The 20290-nt window shown below is 69.2% G+C and carries 17 protein-coding genes; 10 read left to right on the top strand and 7 right to left on the bottom strand.

The annotated features are described in order from the left end of the window. Positions 1–241: 241 nt before the first annotated feature. Positions 242–1147, top strand: coding sequence for a prolyl aminopeptidase (gene pip / locus ACSMFO_RS01790; RefSeq protein ID WP_051972829.1), 906 nt, complete (start codon positions 242–244; stop codon positions 1145–1147). 69 nt (positions 1148–1216) lie between these two features. Here pip and ACSMFO_RS01795 read toward each other — a convergent pair whose 3' ends face one another. Next, a complete protein-coding gene (locus ACSMFO_RS01795) occupies positions 1217–2404 on the bottom strand; it encodes a Glu/Leu/Phe/Val dehydrogenase dimerization domain-containing protein (RefSeq protein ID WP_436456572.1) in 1188 nt (395 codons plus the stop codon). 163 nt (positions 2405–2567) lie between these two features. On the opposite strand from ACSMFO_RS01795, the gene ACSMFO_RS01800 reads away from it, so the two are divergent. From ACSMFO_RS01800 to ACSMFO_RS01830, 7 genes are all read left to right on the top strand, one after another. Beyond that, a complete protein-coding gene (locus ACSMFO_RS01800) occupies positions 2568–3491 on the top strand; it encodes a LysR family transcriptional regulator (protein ID WP_037337353.1) in 924 nt (307 codons plus the stop codon). 129 nt (positions 3492–3620) lie between these two features. After that, on the top strand, positions 3621–4883 hold the full coding sequence (locus tag ACSMFO_RS01805; protein ID WP_436456574.1) for a glutamate-cysteine ligase family protein: 1263 nt from the start codon (positions 3621–3623) through the stop codon (positions 4881–4883). Beyond that, on the top strand, positions 4880–6229 hold the full coding sequence (gene egtB, locus ACSMFO_RS01810) for an ergothioneine biosynthesis protein EgtB (protein ID WP_436456576.1): 1350 nt from the start codon (positions 4880–4882) through the stop codon (positions 6227–6229). Before ACSMFO_RS01805 ends, egtB begins: the two co-directional genes overlap by 4 nt. A gap of 5 nt (positions 6230–6234) precedes the next feature. Continuing rightward, positions 6235–6999, top strand: coding sequence for an ergothioneine biosynthesis protein EgtC (egtC, locus tag ACSMFO_RS01815; protein ID WP_436456578.1), 765 nt, complete (start codon positions 6235–6237; stop codon positions 6997–6999). After that, positions 6996–7973 (top strand): L-histidine N(alpha)-methyltransferase, encoded by a 978-nt coding sequence (gene egtD / locus ACSMFO_RS01820; protein WP_436456579.1) that lies wholly within the window; start codon positions 6996–6998, stop codon positions 7971–7973. The genes egtC and egtD overlap by 4 nt, the downstream gene beginning before the upstream one ends. A 46-nt stretch (positions 7974–8019) precedes the next feature. Next, complete coding sequence (locus tag ACSMFO_RS01825; RefSeq protein ID WP_435826494.1) at positions 8020–8442, top strand: nitroreductase family deazaflavin-dependent oxidoreductase; 423 nt, start codon at positions 8020–8022, stop codon at positions 8440–8442. A gap of 156 nt (positions 8443–8598) precedes the next feature. Next, entirely contained in the window at positions 8599–10203 is a 1605-nt protein-coding gene (locus tag ACSMFO_RS01830) for an alpha/beta hydrolase (protein ID WP_395865062.1), read from the top strand. A gap of 208 nt (positions 10204–10411) precedes the next feature. On the opposite strand, the gene ACSMFO_RS01835 is transcribed toward ACSMFO_RS01830, so the two are convergent. From ACSMFO_RS01835 to ACSMFO_RS01845, 3 genes are read right to left on the bottom strand one after another with little or no spacing between them, the layout of a single operon-like run. Further along, on the bottom strand, positions 10412–10759 hold the full coding sequence (locus tag ACSMFO_RS01835) for a darcynin family protein (RefSeq protein WP_436456580.1): 348 nt from the start codon (positions 10757–10759) through the stop codon (positions 10412–10414). 15 nt (positions 10760–10774) lie between these two features. Further along, the gene (locus tag ACSMFO_RS01840; RefSeq protein WP_436456581.1) at positions 10775–11665 is read right to left on the bottom strand and encodes an SDR family oxidoreductase; all 891 of its coding nucleotides are present in this window, start codon (positions 11663–11665) and stop codon (positions 10775–10777) included. A 13-nt stretch (positions 11666–11678) separates the two neighbouring features. Next, the gene (locus ACSMFO_RS01845) at positions 11679–13100 is read right to left on the bottom strand and encodes an MFS transporter (protein WP_436457057.1); all 1422 of its coding nucleotides are present in this window, start codon (positions 13098–13100) and stop codon (positions 11679–11681) included. A gap of 144 nt (positions 13101–13244) precedes the next feature. Here ACSMFO_RS01845 and ACSMFO_RS01850 point away from each other — a divergent pair, with 144 nt between their 5' ends. After that, complete coding sequence (locus ACSMFO_RS01850; RefSeq protein ID WP_436456582.1) at positions 13245–14198, top strand: LysR family transcriptional regulator; 954 nt, start codon at positions 13245–13247, stop codon at positions 14196–14198. 135 nt (positions 14199–14333) lie between these two features. Then, positions 14334–14804 carry an MgtC/SapB family protein gene (locus tag ACSMFO_RS01855; protein ID WP_436456584.1) on the top strand — a complete coding sequence of 157 codons (471 nt, stop codon included), beginning with the start codon at positions 14334–14336 and terminating at the stop codon, positions 14802–14804. 369 nt (positions 14805–15173) lie between these two features. On the opposite strand, the gene ACSMFO_RS01860 is transcribed toward ACSMFO_RS01855, so the two are convergent. The 3 genes from ACSMFO_RS01860 to ACSMFO_RS01870 form a co-directional block, all read right to left on the bottom strand. Continuing rightward, on the bottom strand, positions 15174–16121 hold the full coding sequence (locus tag ACSMFO_RS01860) for a cold-shock protein (RefSeq protein ID WP_436456585.1): 948 nt from the start codon (positions 16119–16121) through the stop codon (positions 15174–15176). A gap of 140 nt (positions 16122–16261) precedes the next feature. After that, on the bottom strand, positions 16262–17065 hold the full coding sequence (locus ACSMFO_RS01865) for an alpha/beta fold hydrolase (RefSeq protein ID WP_436456586.1): 804 nt from the start codon (positions 17063–17065) through the stop codon (positions 16262–16264). 75 nt (positions 17066–17140) lie between these two features. Then, positions 17141–19948 carry an aconitate hydratase gene (locus ACSMFO_RS01870; protein ID WP_436456588.1) on the bottom strand — a complete coding sequence of 936 codons (2808 nt, stop codon included), beginning with the start codon at positions 19946–19948 and terminating at the stop codon, positions 17141–17143. Between the last annotated feature and the right edge of the window lie 342 nt (positions 19949–20290).

Here is a 20290-nt window from a genome sequence, read left to right on the forward strand (position 1 = left end):
CGGTTAGTCGGCGGGGTCGTGAGTGATTAAGAGCGTTAGAACGCTCTTAATCACTCACGACCCTCGCGTAGAACCAGGCAAAGTGTCCAAATCGGGCGCGACTTGACGACTCGGCACTAAAGAACGCGCGCCCGGGCACCGGCCCCGGCTATTGTGACAGCGCTGTTGTATTTCTGGCGGGGTCTGGGAGGACGAGAACGTGACACGGCTGTATCCGGAAATCGAACCGTACGACCACGGGATGCTCGACGTCGGCGACGGGCACCTCGTGTACTGGGAGGTCTGCGGGAATCCCGACGGCAAACCCGCCGTCACGCTGCACGGCGGCCCCGGTACCGGCTGCAGTACCGGCCTGCGCCGGTACTTCGACCCGGCCAAGTACCGCGTCGTGCTGTTCGACCAGCGAGGCTGCGGCCGGAGCACCCCGCACGCGGGGGAGCCCGAGGCCGACCTCTCCGCCAACACCACCGACCACCTGATCGCGGACATGGAACGCCTTCGCGAGCATCTGGGCATCGAGAAGTGGCTGCTCTTCGGCGGTTCCTGGGGCTCGGTGCTCGCGCTGGTCTACGCCGAGCGCCATCCGGACCGGGTCTCGGAGATGGTCCTGATGGGCTTGGCGACCGGACGGCGGAGCGAGACCGACCTGCTCACCCGCGGTCTCGGCGGCGTCTTCCCCGAGGCGTGGGCGAAGTTCCGCGACGGCGTTCCCGAAGAGGATCGCGACGGTGACCTGGCGGCGGCATACCTCAAGTTGCTGATGGACCCCGATCCGGCGGTGCACGAGAAGGCGGCGGCCGACTGGTGCGCCTGGGAGGACGCGATCATCCCGACCTCGCCGCCGTACAAGAGCTTCGAGACGCCGGAGTTCCGGCTCGCCTTCGCCAGGCTGGTCACGCACTACTGGAGCCAAGGGTCCTTTTTGGACGAAGGCGTGGTGTTGCGGGAAGCCGGGAAACTGGCGCACATCCCGGCCGTGCTCGCCGAAGGAAGTCTCGACCTGGGCAACCTCATCGGCACCCCGTGGGAGCTGGCGCACGCGTGGCCCGGCAGCGAGCTGGTGGTCATCGACGAGGTCGGTCACAGCACTCAGGACGAGCCGATGCGCGAAGTCCTCATCGGCGCGACGGACCGCTTCGCTTCCTGAGCCACGGATCGCGCGTGAAGGCCCCCTTCCCTCGGCTCAGCCGAGGGAAGGGGGCCTTCACGCGCATCCTCAGGGGATGACCAGCGCTGGGGCGGTTTCCGGGGTGGTGGCGTCCGAACGGGTGGTTTCGGCGAGCCGCAGCCCGGTGGTGCGGGGTGCGATCCGGTCGAGGTTCCACGAACTCAGCAGCAGGGCCACCTTCGCCCGCATCTCGGTCCGCAGGCGCAGGAACGAATCGGCGGGATCGGCGCCGACCTCGCCGAGCAGGAGCCACCAGGCCCACGCGGCCGCGCCGGCGTTCGCGACGAAGTCCGGGATCACCGGGATGCCACGGGCCGCCAGCCCCGCTTCGGCGTCGGGCGTGGTCGCCGCGTTGGCCGCTTCGATGACGACCTTCGCCTTGACGACGCCCTGGTTCCCGGCGCGCAGCGCGTAGGAGATCGCCGCCGGGACGAGGATGTCCGCCTCCGTCGCCACGATCTCGTCGCGGGGGAGCAGCCGGACGTCGGCGGGGAGCCTGCTCCGGTCGATCTCGCCGTAGGAGTCCCGCAGCTCCAGCAACGCCGGGATGTCGAGACCTTCGGGCCGGTACAGCGTCCCGGCCGCGTCGGCGACAGCGACGACCTTCATCCCGGCTTCGTGCAGGTACCAGGCCGCGCCGCCGCCCATGGTGCCGATGCCCTGGATGGCGACCGTGGTCTTGTCGGCGGCCCACTCCCACGCGTCGGCGACGCCGAGGCAGGCCTGCGCGACGCCGTAGCCGCCGATCACGTCGCCGAGCAGGAGCCCGCCGGGGACCGGAGTGCTCAGACCGGCCTGCACGCGGCGAAGGGTGCGCGCCGGATCGGCCGAACGACGGATCGCGGCGTGGTACGACTGCTCGAGCCCGAGCTTCGCGAACACCTCGTCGATCAGGTGCTGGGGCACGCCGAGGTCTTCGGCGGTCACCCAGTGGTTGTCGATCCACGGCCGCAGGAACGAGCAGAACCGTTCCAGCACACCGAAAGCACGCTCGTCCTTCGGATCGAAGTCGATGCCGCCCTTGGCCCCGCCGACCGGCAGGCCGAAGGTCGCGGTCTTGTTCGCCATCCCCCTCGCCAGGTCTTCGACCTCGGTCATCGTGCAGCCCGCGCGCATCCGGGTCCCGCCGGTCGCGATACCGGAGACCAGGCTGTGCACTACGAGGTAGCCGGTGGCACCGGTGACGGGGTCGGTCCAGACGAGCCTCATCAGCGGTTCGGCGTTCCTCGCGGCCATGCGGCCACCTCCTTCGTGGATTCGGGGTCGTTCCTGCGCCACTTCCGAGGGTGCGCCCACGTGGGCGCGCGCGTCCATTTACCGAATCTGAACGATGATGTGCAGAGAAACTGGTGTAACGCGTCACCGGGCGTCCGCGACCGCACCCGATTACGTTGGGGCCATGGAGCTTTCGTTGCACCGCCTGCGGATGCTCCGCGAGCTGAGCAGGCGCGGCACCGTCACGGCGGCCGCCGCTTCGCTGCATTACACCGCTTCGGCGGTATCGCAGCAGCTGGCTCAGCTGGAGCGGGACGTGGGCGCGAAGCTGTTCGAACGATTCGGCAGACGGGTGCAGCTGACCGAACTGGGGTTGCTGCTCACCGAGCACGCCGAGGAGATCCTGGGGTCGGTCGAACGGGCGACACTGGCCTTGGAAGAGGCGCAGGAGACCGTTTCGGTGCGCCTCATGGCCGGAGTGTGGGCGTCGGTCGCTTCGGGGCTGCTGCCGCACGCTCTGGCCGCGCTCGCGGGTGAGCATCCGGGCATCCAGGTCCGGACCCGTGAGCTGGCTCCCGAGGACACCGCCGACGCCGTGCGTGACGGCGAACTGGACCTGTCGTTCGTCCTCGACTATTCCGACGCGCCGATGCCGTGGGACGCGGGCCTGGAGCGCGCGGTGATCGCGGTCGAACGGCTGCACGCCGCCGTACCCGCCGGCGCGGTGCCCGCGGGGAGTGCGTCCTTGCTCGAACTGGGTGAGCATCCCTGGATCCTCGCCAGCCCGAAGAGTCATTTCGGCCGCGCGGTGCGCACGGCGTGTCACCGGCACGGGTTCGAGCCCAAGATCAACCACGAGGTCGAGGAGCAGTCCACGGCGATGGCGATGGTCAGGGCGGGGCTCGGGGTGACCCTTGTTTCCGACCTCGGGCTCGGGCTCCGGCCGCCGGGGATCGACGTCGTCGCGTTGACCACACCGTTGCTCCGGACGGTTTCGATCGCCTACCGGACGACCTCGTCGCGGCGGCCGGCGCTGCAGCTGGTGATCGAGGCGGTGCGGAACGCGGCGGCCGCGCTGGGCCTGGGCACGGAGCCCGCTTTGCCCTGATCATCCCGTCCCGGAAGGTGGTCCGGCGATCCTGCCCGGCAAGAACCGGACTGATTTTGTCGGACCCCGCGTGTAGCGTCCGAAGTCAAGGTATCTCAGTTATCGGACAACCGACTGGACGGCGGAAAGATGACTACTGTTCATGATTTCCCCGAGAAGTCCGGGAGCGCGTCGAACGCGACGGCGAAGGTCCTTTCGGACCGCGCCGAAGGTGAGGCGTATGTGGCTTCCGTGTGCTTCAAACACGGGCCACCGAGACTTCTCGGCGTAGAGCTGGAATTCACCGTGCACTACGCCGACGAACCCGCCCGGCCCCTCGATCCCGACGATCTCGCCGGCGCGCTCGGCCCGCACACACCGCGGACATTGCGCCCCGACAGCCCCGCCCTCCCGCTTCCGGCAGGTTCACCGCTGAGCCTCGAGCCCGGATGCCAGGTGGAGATCTCCGCTCAACCACAGACCACGCTGCGTCACCTGGACGCCGTCGTCTCGGCCGATCTGGCCCATCTCGAAAGTCTTCTCGCCGCACGAGGCCTGTACCTGGGGGACACCGGGATAGACAGGCATCGCGCCCCCGCCCGCAAGCTGGGCACCCCGCGCTACGCCGCGATGGAACGCCGTTTCGCCCCGATGGGCGACGGCGGCGCGACGATGATGTGCAGTACCGCGGGCCTGCAGGTCTGTGTGGACACCGGCGAGGCGCACGATCTGCCGGTCCGCTGGGCCGCCGTCCACGCGCTCGGCCCGCCTCTGCTCGCCACCTTCGCCAATTCCCGGATCCACGCCGGACGCGACACCGGCCACGCGTCCGCGCGCTGGCTCGCCGTCATGGAAACGGAGAAGGCCCGCACCCGGTCGGCGGAACCGGGCAAGGATCCGGCCGGTGGGTGGGCGGGCAGGGTCCTGGACACCCCGTTGATGGTCCTTCCCGGCCCCGACGGCCGCTGGGACGCGCCCGATTCCCTGACCTTCGCCGACTGGATCGACGGACGGGGCGAGGGTGCCGGGCTCGGCAAGCCGACCGAGGACGACCTGGCCTATCACCTGACGACGTTCTTCACCCCGGTCCGTCCACAGGGGTATCTGGAGATCCGTTACCTGGACGCCCAGCCCGCCGCCAGGTGGCTGCACCCGGTGGCCCTGCTGGCCGCACTGCTCGCGCGTCCGTCCACAGCGGACAAGGTGCTCGAACTGTGCGAACCGGTCATGGGCCGCTGGGAGTGCGCGGCCCGGTTCGGCCTCGCCGACCGGGCGATCGCCGACGTCGCGAGCAAGGTGGTGGACCTCGGCTGTGCCGAGCTGGGCACGACCGGTCTGCCGCCGGAGACCATCACCGAGATCAGCGAGGGCGTGCAATCCCTCGTGAGGGGTTCGAGGAGCCACCAGTCATGAGCGTGGAAAGCACCGAGACCAACCCGCTTCGCGCGCTGAGCCCGCAAGACCTGCGGGCTCACGCGGCCGAGGCGCTCACCAGGGCCCGTGAGCGCAGTGTCGCGCTGACGAGCGTCGACGACGAAGACCTGGTCCGCCAGCATTCGAAACTGATGTCGCCGCTGGTCTGGGACCTCGCGCACATCGGCAGCCAGGAAGAGCTCTGGCTGGTGCGCGACGTCGGTGGCCGCGAGGCGCTCCGGCCCGACATCGACGACATCTACGACGCGTTCCAGCACGCCCGCGCGGATCGCCCGGCGCTGCCCCTGCTGGGTCCGGAGGAAGCCCGCAGGTACGTCCGCGAGGTCAGGGAGAAATCCTTCGACATCCTGGAAACCGTTCCACTGCAAGGCAGGCGGCTCACCGAGGACGCCTTCGCCTTCGGCATGATCACCCAGCACGAGCAGCAGCACGACGAGACGATGCTGGCCACCCATCAGCTGCGCAAGGGTGATCCGGTGCTGCACGCGCCCGCCCCGCCGCCGTCGCGGTCCGGGCCGCTGCCCTCGGAGGTGTTCGTACCCGGCGGTGCCTTCACCATGGGCACCTCCGCCGAGCCGTGGGCGCTGGACAACGAGCGTCCGGCGCACGAGGTCGCGGTGGAGGCGTTCTTCATCGACACCGCGCCGGTCACCTGTGGGGCGTACGCCGAGTTCCTCGACTCCGGTGGTTACGAAGACCCGAAGTGGTGGAGCGAGCGCGGCTGGGCGTATCGCAGCGAACACGGCATCGACGCGCCGCGGTTCTGGAAACGGGAGCAGGACGGCTGGTGGCGGACGCGGTTCGGCGTCTACGAGAAGGTGCCGGCCGCGGAACCCGTGGTCCACGTTTCCTTCCACGAGGCCGAGGCGTACGCGGCCTGGGCGGGACGACGCCTGCCGACGGAGCCGGAATGGGAGAAGGCCGCCCGGTTCGATCCGGCGACCGGCCGGTCGCGCCGGTTCCCGTGGGGCGACGAGGAACCCACTCCGGACCACGCCAACCTCGGGCAGCGGCACCTGCGGCCCGCGGAGGTCGGCGCGTATCCGGCGGGTGTGTCGCCGCTGGGCGTGCATCAGCTGATCGGTGACGTCTGGGAGTGGACCAGCAGCGGTTTCGAGGCGTATCCGGGATTCGCCGCCTTCCCGTACAAGGAGTACTCGGAGGTGTTCTTCGGCGGGGACTACCGGATCCTGCGCGGGGGCTCGTTCGGCACGGACGCGGCGGCCATCCGCGGCACGTTCCGCAACTGGGATCACCCGATCCGGCGGCAGATCTTCTCCGGGTTCCGCTGTGCCCGGGATGCCCGGCCGAGCGAGGTGGCCTGAGCGGCATGTGCCGTCACGTCGCGTATCTCGGCGAGCCGCGTTCGCCCGCCGAGACGCTCTTTCACGCCCCTCATTCGCTGCTCGTGCAGTCGTACGCCCCCCGTGACATGCGGGGCGGCGGCTCGGTCAACGCGGACGGGTACGGCCTCGGCTGGTACGCCGACGGTCCCGAGCCGCTGCGCCTGCGCCGGTCCGCTCCTTTGTGGACGGACGGAGACCTGCCCGCCCTCGCCGGATCGATCCGATCGCACGCCTTCCTGGCGGCGGTCCGGAACGGTACGACGGGGATGCCCGTGGTCGAAGCGGCGAACGCGCCGTTCACCGGCGGCGGCTACCTCTTCAGCCACAACGGGCTGGTGCGGGGCTGGCCGGACTCGATGGCCGAGCTCGCCGCGAAGCTGCCGATCACCCGGCTGCTGACGCTGGAGGCGACCACGGATTCGGTGCTGCTGTGGGCTTTGCTGCGGGAACGGCTCCAGGCGGGCGAAGACCCGCTCGCGGCCGTCACCTGGCTGACCGGAGTGGTCGAGGAGGCGGGGCCGGGTTCGCGGCTCAACCTCCTGCTGACCGACGGCCGGACGCTCATCGGTACCGCGTGGACGCATTCCCTGTCCTATCGGGACATCGGTGACGGCGTGCTCGTCGCGTCGGAACCGTGCGACGACGATCCCGGCTGGACTCCCGTTCCCGACCACCACGCCGTCCGGGTCACCGGCGCCGGCGTGGAGATCCTGCCCCTCGAAGCCGATCGGAGCCCTGAGGCACGATGACCGAACTCGACCTCGACGTACACCACAGCGAATCGGATATCACCGAGCAGCTGCGCGCGGACGTCCGTGCCGGCCTGGAGGCGGACCAGAAGTGGTTGTCGCCCAAATGGTTCTACGACGCGCGCGGCAGCGAGCTGTTCGAAAAGATCACCGCCCTTCCCGAGTACTACCCGACCCGGAGCGAACGGGAGGTGCTCGCCGCGCGCGGCGGTGAGATCGCCGAAAGCTCGGGCGCGCACACCCTTGTCGAACTCGGCTCCGGATCGAGCGAGAAGACGAGGCTCCTGCTCGACGCGCTCACGAGCCACGGCACGTTGAAGGAGTTCGTCCCGCTCGACGTCTCCGAGACCGCGCTCGCCGAGGCCGCGGAAGCCATCACCGCCGACTACCCGTCCCTCGAGGTCCGGGGCGTGGTCGGTGACTTCACCCAGCACCTCGACCTGCTGCCGGGCGACCGGCCGCGGATGGTGGTCTTCCTCGGCGGCACGATCGGCAACTTCCTCCCCGCCGACCGCGCCACCTTCCTGCGCTCGGTCCGGGAGGTGCTCGACGAAGGGGAGTGGTTCCTTCTCGGGACGGACCTGGTGAAGGACAGGGAGACCTTGGAGCGTGCTTACGACGACGCCGCCGGGGTGACCGCCGAGTTCAACCGCAATATGCTCCACGTGATCAACAACGGCCTCGGCGCGAACTTCGACCCGGCCGCGTTCGACCACGTCTCGTATTGGGACGAAGAGAACGAATGGATCGAAATGCGCCTGCGGGCACGTGAGCCGCTGGCCGTCGACATCCCGGGTGCCGACATGCACGTGAAGTTCGACGAGGGCGAATACGTGCGCACCGAGATCTCCGCGAAGTTCCGGCGGGAGGGAATCGCGGTGGAACTGGCCGAAGCCGGTTTCTCGGTGGAGAAATGGTGGACGGACTCGGAATCGCGGTTCGGGGTGAGCCTGGCAAGATCTGTCCGTGGCTAACCCTCTCACGTCGCTCGCCCGTGTGCTCGGCACCAAACCGTGGCTGATGGGGCTCGCGGGCGGGATCATCTGGGTGGACAAGAGACTCCACCGGCTGTTCAAGGGGAAGGTGAGCCTGGTCGCGCTGGCCGGGCTCCCTTCCCTGCGGCTGACCACGACCGGCCGGAAGAGCGGGCTGCCCCGCAGTACCAATCTTCTGTACTTTCCGCACGAGGAAGGTTTCGTGCTCGTCGGCTCCAATTGGGGGAGGCCGAACGATCCGGCGTGGACGCACAACCTGCGCTCGCATCCCGACGCGGTCGTCGCGCTGGCGGGCAAGGAGATCCCGGTCAGGGCCAGGGAACTGCTCGGAGACGAGTACGAGGCGATGTGGAAACGGCTGCTGGAGTTCTGGCCCGGTTACTCCATGGAGGAGAACGCCGCTTGCCGTGTGTTACCGATTTTCGAGTTGAAGACAACCACTCGATAGGTTCGTACCATCCTTTCGGCCGGTGACTGGGTTACCGGCCTGTGCCAGGCTCCTTGGGTGTTACGCGCCGTGACGTCGGCGGCGCACCGTGCGACGTGGTCCGACACGTCGCCAGCCGAGGGAGGAGTCGTTTTGCCGAGATCCACAAGGAGGCCGGTGCGCGGTTTCGCACTGGTAGGGGCACTCGTGGCGGGCGCCGCGCTGACCGGGGCGTCCGGGACGGCGGTCGCCGCCCAAGAGGCCGGGCCGCCCGCCGCCCAGGTCGGTGCGACGGCGCCGGTGAACTGGGGTGCCTGCACGGCGGACCAGCTCCGCGGTGTTCCGGCCGATCAGGTGAAGTTCTACAGCTGCTCGCGGTATCGCGTGCCGATCGACCACGACAACGCGGCGCTCGGCACGATCGACATCGCGATGCTGAAGCGGGCGGCGAAGACGCCCGACAAGAAGGTCGGTTCGCTGTTCCTCAACCCGGGCGGCCCCGGCGGCTCCGGGTTCCGGATGCCGATCGGCGCGGCGAACTACTTCCAGCCGCAGGTGCTGGACCGGTTCGACCTGATCGGGTTCGACCCGCGCGGGGTCGGCGCCAGCAACCCGCTCAAATGCTTCACCACGCAGGAAGACGCGGACGACGTCTTCGCCGCGCAGATCCCCGTGCCGCTGTCGCGACAGGAGATCTCCGGGACGCTGGCCTCGTACCGCGACTACGGCCAGTTCTGCAAGAACAACGCGGGCGCGCTGCTGAACCACATGTCCACCAAGGACGTCGTGCGTGACCTCGACAAGATGCGGGCGGCCGTCGGCGATCAGAAGCTGACCTTCGTCGGCTTCTCGTACGGGACCCTGATCGGGTCGACGTACACGTCGATGTTCCCGAAGCAGAGCCGGGCGATCGTCATCGACGGCAACGTCGATCCGGCGCTGCGCACCAGCGACGGCGTGCAGTACGACCGCGAGCGCGCTCGCGGGTTCGAGATCGCGCTGGACGCCTTCCTGCGCAAGTGCGCGCAGGTCGGGCCGAAGTGCTCGTTCAGCGCGGGCACGCCGCGGGAGAAGTTCGACGAGATCCGCGACCACCTGCGGCAGCAGCCGGTCAAGCTGCCCGACGGGAGCAGCTACGACATCAACGCGTTCACCAGCACGGTGGCCGGGGTGCTGTACTCGCCGACCTCGTTCCCGCCGCTGGCCGACGACCTGCAGGCGCTGTACAACGTCGTCCACCCGCCCGCGGCGCAGGCGCAGACGGCTCAGGCCGTCGAGCTGAAGGTGCTGCGGTCCGGGGCGAACGGGCGCGCGGACGCGAACCCGGACAGCCCGTACACCGGCGACGACTCGTACTTCGCCGTGAACTGCTCGGACAAGAAGATCACGATCAAGCAGGAGAAGGTCCCCGAGATCGCCGCGAAGTGGGAGAAGGAATCGCCCACCTTCGGTCGCTACCAGGCGTTCTCGGACGTGGCGGGCTGCCCGGTGTGGCCGGTGAAGAAGCCGGACGTCTACCGCGGCCCGTGGCAGGCCAAGACCGACACCCCGGTCCTGGTCGTCGGCAACTTCTACGACCCGGCGACCCAGTACCTGTTCTCGAAGCGGATGGCCGACGAGCTGGGCAACGCCCGGCTGCTCTCGGTCGACGCCTTCGGGCACTGCATCCTGGGCGACTCGCTCGGAGTGGACAAGGTGACGGCCGACTACCTGATCGATCTGAAGGTCCCGGCCAACGGCCAGGTCTTCCAGCCGAACGTCCAGCCGTTCGAAACCGCCTGATCCCAGGCTGAACACCGCGAAGGCCACCGTCTCGGCGGTGGCCTTCGCGGCGTCCGGGGACCGGTCCCGAACTCCCGGCCCTAGGGTTCCGGACGGGGAGGGCCGGATTGGCCGGACGAACTGCTCGTCCAGGAGATCCGGGTGGGTAACCAGGGCACCGGCTTCGGCTTGGTCGCGGCCGCCGGTGCGCCTGGCTCACCCATCGGCCTCAGGTGTCGATGCTCGCGTAGGCGTCCAGACCGTAGTTCGTGGCATACGCGTTCTCGACCCCGACCAGAAGGTCGACCACCTCGAAGTACCGGTCCCAGAACGGCGTCTCGCGCAGCGCCTCGACGAGCAGCTGGTACGAGTGGTGGTCGTCGGCCTCCCACACCCACACGTCGGTCACTCGCGCGGAGTAGAACTCGGTGTCGAAGAAACGGGACCGGACGCCCTTCACCTTGCTCTCGATGGCGGGGAGGACCTCGGTCTTGAAGGCCGCCACCCGTTGTTCGACGGTGAGCCCGAGCCACTCGGGTGTGGTCTTCACCAGCATGAAAGCGGTCACTTCGGACATGGTGCTTCCTCTCGATCAGGCGTAAGCGCCGGCTTCGATGTCCTCGGCCAGGCTCGGGCCGTACGGGGTCCACTTCAGGAGTTCGCGGGTGCGCGCGCTGGACGCGGACATGTCCAGCGCGAAGAACCGGCCGACGAACCCGAAGTGCTCGGCGGCGTTCTCCGGCGCCACGGACACCACCGGGACGTCGAGTGTCCGTCCGATGGCTTCGGCGATCTCCTTCGTGGTGACGGCTTCTTCCGCGACCGCGTGGAGGAGCGAGCCGGTGGGCGCGCCTTCCAGCCCCAGCCGGACGAGCCGGGCGGCGTCGGTGCGGTGCACGGCGGCCCAAGCAGCGGTGCCGTCGCCGAGATACCCGGAGACGCCGTGCTTGCGAGCGGCCGCGACGAGCGCGGCGACGAACCCGTGGTCGCCGACGCCGTGCACGGACGGCGCGAAGCGGGCACTGAGCACCCGCATGCCCTTTTCGGCGTACTCCAGCGCGAGGTTCTCGGCGCCGCCACGGTGGGAGTCGGGGCCGACGGCGGGGGAGAGGTCTGTCTCGGTGGCGGGGCGTCCGGTGGCCAGGGTCGAGAGGCCCGCGGCGAGAACGAAGGCCCGGCCGGTGCCGGTCAAGGCGTCGGCGAAGGTCTGGACGGCCGCCCGCTCGGCCCGGTCGGACTCCGCGGGGTTGGCCCAGTCGTGCTTGTTCGCCAGGTGGATGACGGCGTCGGCCGACTCGGCGCCCGCACGGAGGCCGTCGAGATCGTCCAGGTCACCGCGGCGGACCCGGGCGCCCTTCCGCTCCAGGGCGGCGGCGGAGTCGTCCGATCGGGCGAGGCCGGTGACCTCGTGCCCGGCGTCGAGCAGTTCGTCCATGACGGCCGAGCCGATCCAGCCGGTCGCCCCGGTGACGAATACGTGCATGGGAATTCTCCTTCTACTTGGTGTTACGGGAAAGCCGTGATTGCAGGACGACGAGCGCCCCGAGGACGAGCACGCTCACCCCGATCACCCGGAGTGCCGTGCTCGCGCCGGTGACGAACGCGGAGATCACTTCGGGGGAGCGGCCGGGCGCGGCGACGGCCAGCGCCTGCGCGACGGTGTGCGGATCGTGGGCCTCGCGGATGTCTTCCGGCAGCGCCGCGACGAAGCGTCCGGTGAGGACGGTGCCGATGACCGCGACACCGAGTGCGCTGCCGAACTCGCGCGTGGTGGCCTGCAGCCCGGCGCCGACCCCGGCCTGCGCCGGGGGCAGCGAACCGGAGATCGCGGCGGACAACGTCGGCAGGGCCAGCGTCACACCGATCCCGGTCACCACGAGCCAGGCCGCGTAGACCGGATACGGCGTCGAAGCGTCGCTTGTGGACAGTCCGATGAGGCCGCAGCCGCAGAAGAGGAACGCGATGGCGACGACGACGTCGACTCCGAAGCGCTGGGCGAGCTTGCCCACGTGCCGCGCGCCGAGGACGACAGGGACGGTGAGCGGGATGATCCCGAGCCCGGTCGGCAGCACCCCGAAACCCTTGCCGTACTGGAGGAAGGACGCGTTGACGTAGAACAGCGCGAACATCCCGAAGAAGATCGCGGTCATGCCGAGACAGGCGCTGCGCAGCGCGGGCACCCGGAACAACCGGGGATCGAGCAACGGGTGCTCGGCCTTCAGTTCCACGAACGTCCACAGGGCGAACAGCACGACCGAACCGGTGAATCCGGCCAGGACGATCGGGCTGGTCCACCCTGCTTCAGGCCCTTCGACGATGCCGAGCAGCAGCGCGACCGACGCGCCGACGAGCAGGATGGCGCCGAGCGGGCTGAGCGGTCGCTCGTGCCGCGGCGACACCGGCGCGATCCGGGCGACGAGTGCGACGAGCACCAGCGAGAGCGGCACGGCGGCCGCGAACAGCCAGCGCCACGATCCGCCCGCCAGTACGGCGCCGCCGCCGACGTTCCCCACGACACCACCGATCCCGGTCATCGACGCCCAGGTCGCGATGGTCACGCCCTTGCGCTCGGCGGGAACGGCGTGCAGCAGGACGGCGAGCGTGTTGGGCAGCACCGCGGCGGCCCCGATCCCGGTGATCGCCCGGCCCGCCAGCAGGAAGGGCACGTTCGGCGCGATCGCCGACAGCAGCGCGCCGAGCGCGAAAAGCGCCAGGCCCGCGAGCAGGACCCCCTTGCGGCCGAAGCGATCGCCCGCCGCTCCACCGGGAATCACCAGACAGGCGAAGAAAATGACGTAGGTGTCGACGATCCAGATCAAGGCCGACGCGGACGGGTGGAGGTCGCTCGCGGCGAGCATCGGGACGGCGAGGTTGATCGCGGCGACCATCCCGACGACGAGTACGACACAGGCGCACATGGCGGTCAACAGGCCGCGTCGGTCCGCCGCGGTTTCGGGAGCGTCGCGGATTTGAAGTCGGAGTGGCATGCCCACGACGCTATGGGCCTGCGCGTTCTTTGTGCCACGCAACATTGGCAATAGAGAGTTGCGTACGATGCAACTATGGCCGATCAGCTGGACCTGAACCTCTTGCGGGTGTTCGACGCCTTGCTGCGGGAGGGCAGCGTGACGGCGGCCGCCGAACGCCTGCATCTGTCGATCCCGGCGGCGAGCCGGGCGCTGGGCCGGTTGCGGCGCGCGATGGGGGATCCGATCCTCGTGCGTGCCGGCCGCGGGATGGTGCCGACGCCGTTCGCGCTCCGCACGGCCCCGAGGGTGCGATCGCTGCTCGACGAGGCGTCGGCCTTGATCAGCGCGGACCGCGAGTTGTCGCTCGGCGACCTCGAACGCACTTTCACCATCCGCATCAACGACGGCGTCGCCGCGACACTGGCGACGGCGGCCGTCGAGGCGACCGCCGCCGTCGCTCCGGGCGTCGTCCTGCGCTTCGTCGCGGAAGGCAGCGAAAGCACCGAAGCCTTGCGAGACGGTTCGGTGGATCTGGACATCGGCGCGGGGGACATCACGGCCCCCGACATCCACTCGGCGCTGCTGTACCACGAACGTGTGGTCGCGATCGTCAGGGCGGACGGTCCGCTCGGCGGTGTGCGGCGCCCGACACTGGCGCAACTTTGCCGCCATCCCCATGTTTCCGCGTCGCGGCGTGGCCGGGGCAGAGGACCGCTCGACGACGTGCTCGAGGCGGCAGGCCTCCAGCGCCGGGTCGCCGCGGTCGTCCCCACCTCCGCGGTCGCCGCGTTCCTGGTCGCGTCGAGCGACTACATCGGGCTCGCGCCCCAGCGGCTCGCCGAGCACTACGGCCGGTCACTCGGCATCCGCTGGTTCCCGATCCCCGCCGAGCTTCCGCGGATCGAGGTCTGCCAGCTCTGGCATGCGCGGCTGGACGCCGACCCGGCCCAGCGCTGGCTGCGTGACACGATCCACGCCGCGCTCGGGCCGTCCGGTGGTAGAGTCCCGAAGGTTGATCAACACCGATCGAGTACGAAAGCGAGGTGAGCGGCACATGCCGGAAGACAGTTCTGGACCGATCGGACGTGGTCGCCGTTCACCCGTGTGCGCGGTGCGCTGACCTTCTCCGGTCTCCTTTCCCTGTCTGGCTTTGTGTACGCACGCCAGAAAAGAGCCGGAATCATGAACACCTTCGAAATGCTGCTCAGGGTCGGCACCGGCGTCGGCCTCGGCGCCGTCATCGGTATCGAGCGCCAGTACCGCGCCCGGATGGCCGGACTCCGCACCAACGCCCTCGTCGCCGTCGGCGCGACGCTGTTCGTCCTGTTGTCCGCCCACGGTTTCGGCGGACTGAACACCAGCGGTGACGCCGACCCGACGCGGGTCGCCGCCCAGATCGTCTCCGGTATCGGTTTCCTCGGCGCCGGCGTGATCCTGCGCGACGGCCTGAACGTGCGCGGGCTCAACACCGCGGCCACCCTCTGGTGCTCCGCCGCAGTCGGATCCCTTGCGGGAGCGGGACTTTACATCGTCGCGCTCGCCGGGACGGCGGTGATCGTCGGGGTCAACGTGCTGTTGCGCCCGCTCGGCCGCGTCGTCGACCGTCGCCCGGAACAGCGGGAAGACGACCTCGTGAGTGGTCAGGACGGTTAGACCTGGTCTCGCGAAGACGACGCGGCAGCGGCGGGTCGAAGACCGGCTCTGGGAGCTGATCGAACCCCTGATCCCGTCCCGACCAGCGCCGCGCGGTCGGGGTGGGCGGCCCCGGATCGATGACCGTGCCGCGCTAGTTGTCGGCGGCGAACACCCACGACAGCATGCTGTTCGAGCCGCTGCTGGACACGAACCCGACCGTGCGCGGCCACCACGGCCGGGCGGGCCGGCTACGATGCCGACCGGACAAGCTGCACGCCGACTAGGGCAACGACTACCGCCGCTGCCGCCGCTACCTGACCCGCCGCGGTATCAAGGTCCGTATCGCCCGGTCCGCGCACTCTCGTCGGGAAGTGATCAGCCGCCTCTTCAGAGGCGTTCGATGCGGTCGGCCTGCGGGCCCCGGTCGCTCTGACGCACCGCGTACCGGACCCGGTCACCCTTCTGCAGCGGCTCCGACCCCATGATCACGGACGCGTGGGCGAAGAGATCGTCGCCGCCTGCGTCCGGGGTGATGAAGCCGAAGCCGCGGTCGTCGTCGTAGCGCGCGACGACGCCCTCGCCGCCTCGTACGGGCACGTCCCGCGTCGCCGGCCCCGCGGCCGCGGCAGGTGCCGACCGCTGCGGCGCCGTCTGGGGCTCGGCGCCCCGGACCAGGTGCACGTCGCGGGCCTGCGGGCCCTTGTCTCCACTGGTCACCTCGTAGGCGACGCGGTCGCCCTCCGCGAGCCACGTCAGCCCCTCGGCCAGGGCCCGGGCGTGAACGAAGACGTCCCCGGCGCCTGAGTCGGGGTTGATGAAGCCGAAGCCCTTGTCCTCGTCGTACCAGGCCACCGTGCCGTCGGCACCGTCCGCGATACCGGCCGCGGCGGGTGAGCCGGCCCCTGCTCCCAGCGGGATCACGTGCCCTGCCTGCGGGCCGCGCTCGCCTTCGACGATCACGAAGGCCACCCGCTGCCCCTCGCTGACCACGCCGCCGGTCACGATGGCGGAGCTGTGCACGAAGATGTCGGCGCCGCCGCCGTCCGGTGACGCGAAGCCGTACCCCTTGCCCGGCTCGTACCAGTTGACGGTGCCGAGCAGGCCCACGGCGCTGCCGGTGGCCGCATCGGCGGTGACGCGAACGCGCAGCGCCTGGGGCCCGCGGTCGTTCTCGCCGACCTCGAACACGACGGCCTGACCCTCGCGGAGCAGTTTCGCGCCGCCGTCCCCGACGATCTCGGAGGCGTGCACGAACACGTCCGGCGAGCCGTCCTCGGGCGCGAGGAAGCCGAAACCCCGTTCGGCGTCGAACCAGCGGACGGTCCCTTGCGGCATAAAAGGCTCCAGGTCGAGAGGGCGGGCACTGACCCCCAGTCTCCCTGACAGACCTCCGGCCCGTCGGGCCGGGCCCTCTGTACCGACTGGACACACAGGGCTCGGCGTGAGCCGAGGCGTGACTCACGTGAGTGCGGTGCTCACGAGCAGGACAGGAAGTCCAGCAATATCCCGGAGAACTCGCCGGGCTTCTCCAGATTGATCATGTGCGCGACTCCGGGGACGACCAGTCTCCGGGCGTCGTGTGCCTCGCTTTCGACCTGGTCCGCGATGGCGATGATGTCCGAGGAATCCAGATCCCCCACCAAGGTCAGGGTGCGCGGGGTCAGCTCGCCGACGCGCTCGATGGCCCGTAGCTCGTCCATCAGCGTGAAACCGGCGAGCCCGTGGCGCACGATCGTCTGCGTGTACATCTCCTGGCACAGCAGCCGGACCCGCTGATCGACTTCCGTGGGCGCGCGCCGGGGCCCGTCCACCCACATGCGCAGGATGCACTCGATGGCGGCGGGAAGATCGCCCCGCGCACCCGCCTCTTCGAGTTTCCTGTTCTGTTCCAGGACGAAGGGATCCTTCGTCACCATCGCGCTGAGGCCGGTCGCGACGAGGACGAGGTTCTCGACCAGCTCCGGATATGTCAGCGCGAAATCGACCGCGATCCGCCCGCCGCCGGACAAGCCGACCAGTGACGCGCGGGGGAGGTCCAGCGCGGTCATCAGCGCGCGGAGATCCTCGTAGTGCCTGAACCGTTCCGTCGGCGTGGACGACTCGCCATGTCCGCGCGCGTCGTACCGGATGGCGGTGTGACGCCGGCTGAGTTCGCTCATCTCGGCATCCCACATCCGGGAGTCGAGCATCCCGCCGTGGAGCAGGACGACGGGGTCACCCTCGCCCCGGATCTCGTACGCGAGCTCGCCGTTCTCGACCGGGATTCGACCGTGGGTCATACGTCCACGCTACCGAAGAACGCACGAAGGCCCCTTTCCCGAAAGTGCGGGGAAAGGGGCCTTCGCGCGTGGTGCTTACGCCTGGGTCATCTTCCGCAGGACGTACTGCAGGATGCCGCCGTTGCGGTAGTAGTCCGCCTCACCCGGGGTGTCGATGCGGACGTCCGCATCGAACTCCACCTTGGTGCCGTCGGTCTTCGTCGCGGTGACGTGGACCGTGCGCGGGGTCTCGCCGTCGTTCAGCTTCGTGATGCCCGAGATGTCGAACGTCTCGGTGCCGTCGAGGCCGAGCGACGAGGCCGACTCGCCCGCCGGGAACTGCAGCGGGATGACGCCCATGCCGATCAGGTTCGACCGGTGGATGCGCTCGAAGGACTCGGTGATCACCGCGCGCACACCCAGCAGGCTCGTCCCCTTGGCCGCCCAGTCGCGGGACGAACCGGAGCCGTACTCCTTGCCGCCCAGGACGACCAGCGGGATGTCCTGCGCCGCGTAGTTCTGCGCCGCGTCGTAGATGAACGCCTGCGGGGCATCGGCCTGGGTGAAGTCGCGGGTGTAGCCGCCCTGCACGTCGTCCAGCAGCTGGTTGCGCAGCCGGATGTTCGCGAAGGTGCCGCGGATCATGACCTCGTGGTTACCGCGACGCGAGCCGTAGGAGTTGAAGTCCTTCTTCTCCACGCCGTGCTCGGTCAGGTACTGCGCGGCCGGGGTGCCCGGCTTGATCGCGCCGGCGGGGGAGATGTGGTCGGTGGTGACCGAGTCGCCCAGCTTCGCCAGCACGCGGGCGCCGGCGATGTCGGTGACCGGGGCGGGCTCCGCCTGCATGCCCTCGAAGTACGGGGGCTTCCGGACGTAGGTGGACTCCGCGTCCCAGTCGAAGGTCTTGCCCCCGGGGGTCGGCAGCGACTTCCACCGCTCGCCACCGTCGAAGACGTCGGCGTAGTCCTTGGTGAACATCTCCTGCGTGATCGCGTAGTCGATGGTCTCCTGGATCTCCTTGGCCGACGGCCAGATGTCCTTCAGGAAGACGTCGTTGCCGTCCGAGTCCTGGCCGAGCGGCTGGGCCTCGAAGTCGAAGTCCATCGTGCCGGCGAGCGCGTACGCGATGACCAGCGGCGGCGACGCGAGGTAGTTCATCTTCACGTCGGGGTTGATGCGGCCTTCGAAGTTGCGGTTGCCCGAGAGCACCGAAACCGCGGTGAGGTCGTTCTCTCCGATCGCCGCGGAGATCTCGTCCGAGAGCGGGCCGGAGTTGCCGATGCAGGTGGTGCAGCCGTAGCCGACCAGGTGGTAGCCCAGCTTCTCCAGGTACGGCCAGAGGCCGGCCTTGTCGTAGTAGTCGGTGACGACCTGCGAACCCGGCGCCATCGAGGTCTTGACCCACGGCTTGACCGCGAGGCCCTTGTCGACCGCGTTCCGCGCGAGCAGTGCCGCGCCGAGCATGACCGACGGGTTGGAGGTGTTGGTGCACGAGGTGATCGAGGCGATCACCACGGCGCCGTGGTCGAGGATGAACTCGCCGCGGTCCGAGGTGCTGACCTTGATCGGGTTGGTCGGGCGGCCGCTGTGGCCGTTCGCCGCCGACTGGATGTCGACCGCGCCCTCGTCCTTGAACGACAGGGCGGCAGGGTCGCTGGCGGGGAAGGACTCCTCGACGGCTTCGTCCACATTGGTGTGCGGGACCTCTTCGCCGCCGACGTAGTCGTGGATCGACTTGCGGAACGAGTTCTTCGCGTCGGTGAGCTCGATGCGGTCCTGCGGGCGCTTCGGGCCGGCGATCGACGGGACGACCGTCGAGAGGTCCAGCTCGATGTACTCGGAGTACTCCGGCTCGTGCGACGGGTCGTGCCAGAGGCCCTGCTCCTTGGCGTAGGCCTCGACGAGCGCGACCTGCTCTTCGGAGCGGCCGGTGAGCTTGAGGTAGCGGACGGTCTCCTCGTCGATCGGGAAGATCGCCGCGGTCGAGCCGAACTCGGGGCTCATGTTGCCGATGGTGGCGCGGTTGGCCAGCGGCACCGCGCCGACGCTCTCGCCGTAGAACTCGACGAACTTGCTGACCACGCCGTGCTTGCGCAGCATCTCGGTGATGGTGAGCACGACGTCGGTGGCGGTCACGCCGGTCGGGATCTCGCCGGTGAGCTTGAAGCCCACGACGCGCGGGATGAGCATGGAGACCGGCTGGCCCAGCATGGCGGCCTCGGCCTCGATGCCGCCGACACCCCAGCCCAGCACGCCGAGGCCGTTGACCATGGTGGTGTGCGAGTCGGTGCCGACGCAGGAGTCGGGGTACGCCTGGCCGTTGCGGGCCATCACCGTGCGCGCGAGGTGCTCGATGTTGACCTGGTGCACGATGCCGGTGCCCGGCGGGACGACCTTGAACTCGTCGAAGGCGCCCTGGCCCCAGCGCAGGAACTGGTAGCGCTCGCGGTTGCGCTCGTACTCGATCTCGACGTTGCGCTCGAAGGCGTCGGCGCGGCCGAAGACGTCGATGATCACGGAGTGGTCGATGACCAGTTCGGCGGGGGCGAGCGGGTTGACCTTGTCCGGGTCGCCGCCGAGGTCGGTGACGGCCTCGCGCATGGTGGCGAGGTCGACGACACAGGGCACGCCGGTGAAGTCCTGCATGATCACGCGGGCGGGCGTGAACTGGATCTCGATCGACGGGTCGGCCTTGGCGTCCCAGTTGCCGAGCGCGCGGATGTGGTCGGCGGTGATGTTCGCGCCGTCCTCGGTCCGCAGCAGGTTCTCGAGCAGGATCTTCAAGCTGTAGGGAAGGCGCTGGGAGCCCTCGACCTTGTTCAGGCGGAAAACCTCGTAGGAGGAGTCGCCCACCTTCAGCGTGTCTTTGGCGCCGAAGCTGTCCTTGCTGGCGGGTGCGGTCACTTCTAACTCCAGTGGCGGGTCAGTTCGGTGTGTTCTCCAGGTCGTTCGGGCCGACCCGGAGCGAGTGTTGCGCACCCCCACCGTAGGTCCGGACCCGGGATGGCACACCTCGTTCGTCCTTTCAAACAGTACGCCCGTCCTGTTTGGCTTGGCAAGCCGACACGCGGGTCGCGAAGGTCTCATCGACCTGCGGCCGTTCGAGTGACGAAACGTTCGTCTGTTCGTCCCCCGTTGAGGGGAAATGGTGCCTACGGTGTGTAAGTTCCTGGTGGTGCTTCTGGTAATGCTGTGACGGCAGTGGCACAGTGAGTTCATTGTTCAAGATCGGGAGGTGGGTGGATC

The organism is Amycolatopsis sp. w19 (genome assembly GCF_051373225.1).
In the GTDB taxonomy this organism is placed as follows: Bacteria; Actinomycetota; Actinomycetes; order Mycobacteriales; family Pseudonocardiaceae; genus Amycolatopsis; species Amycolatopsis japonica.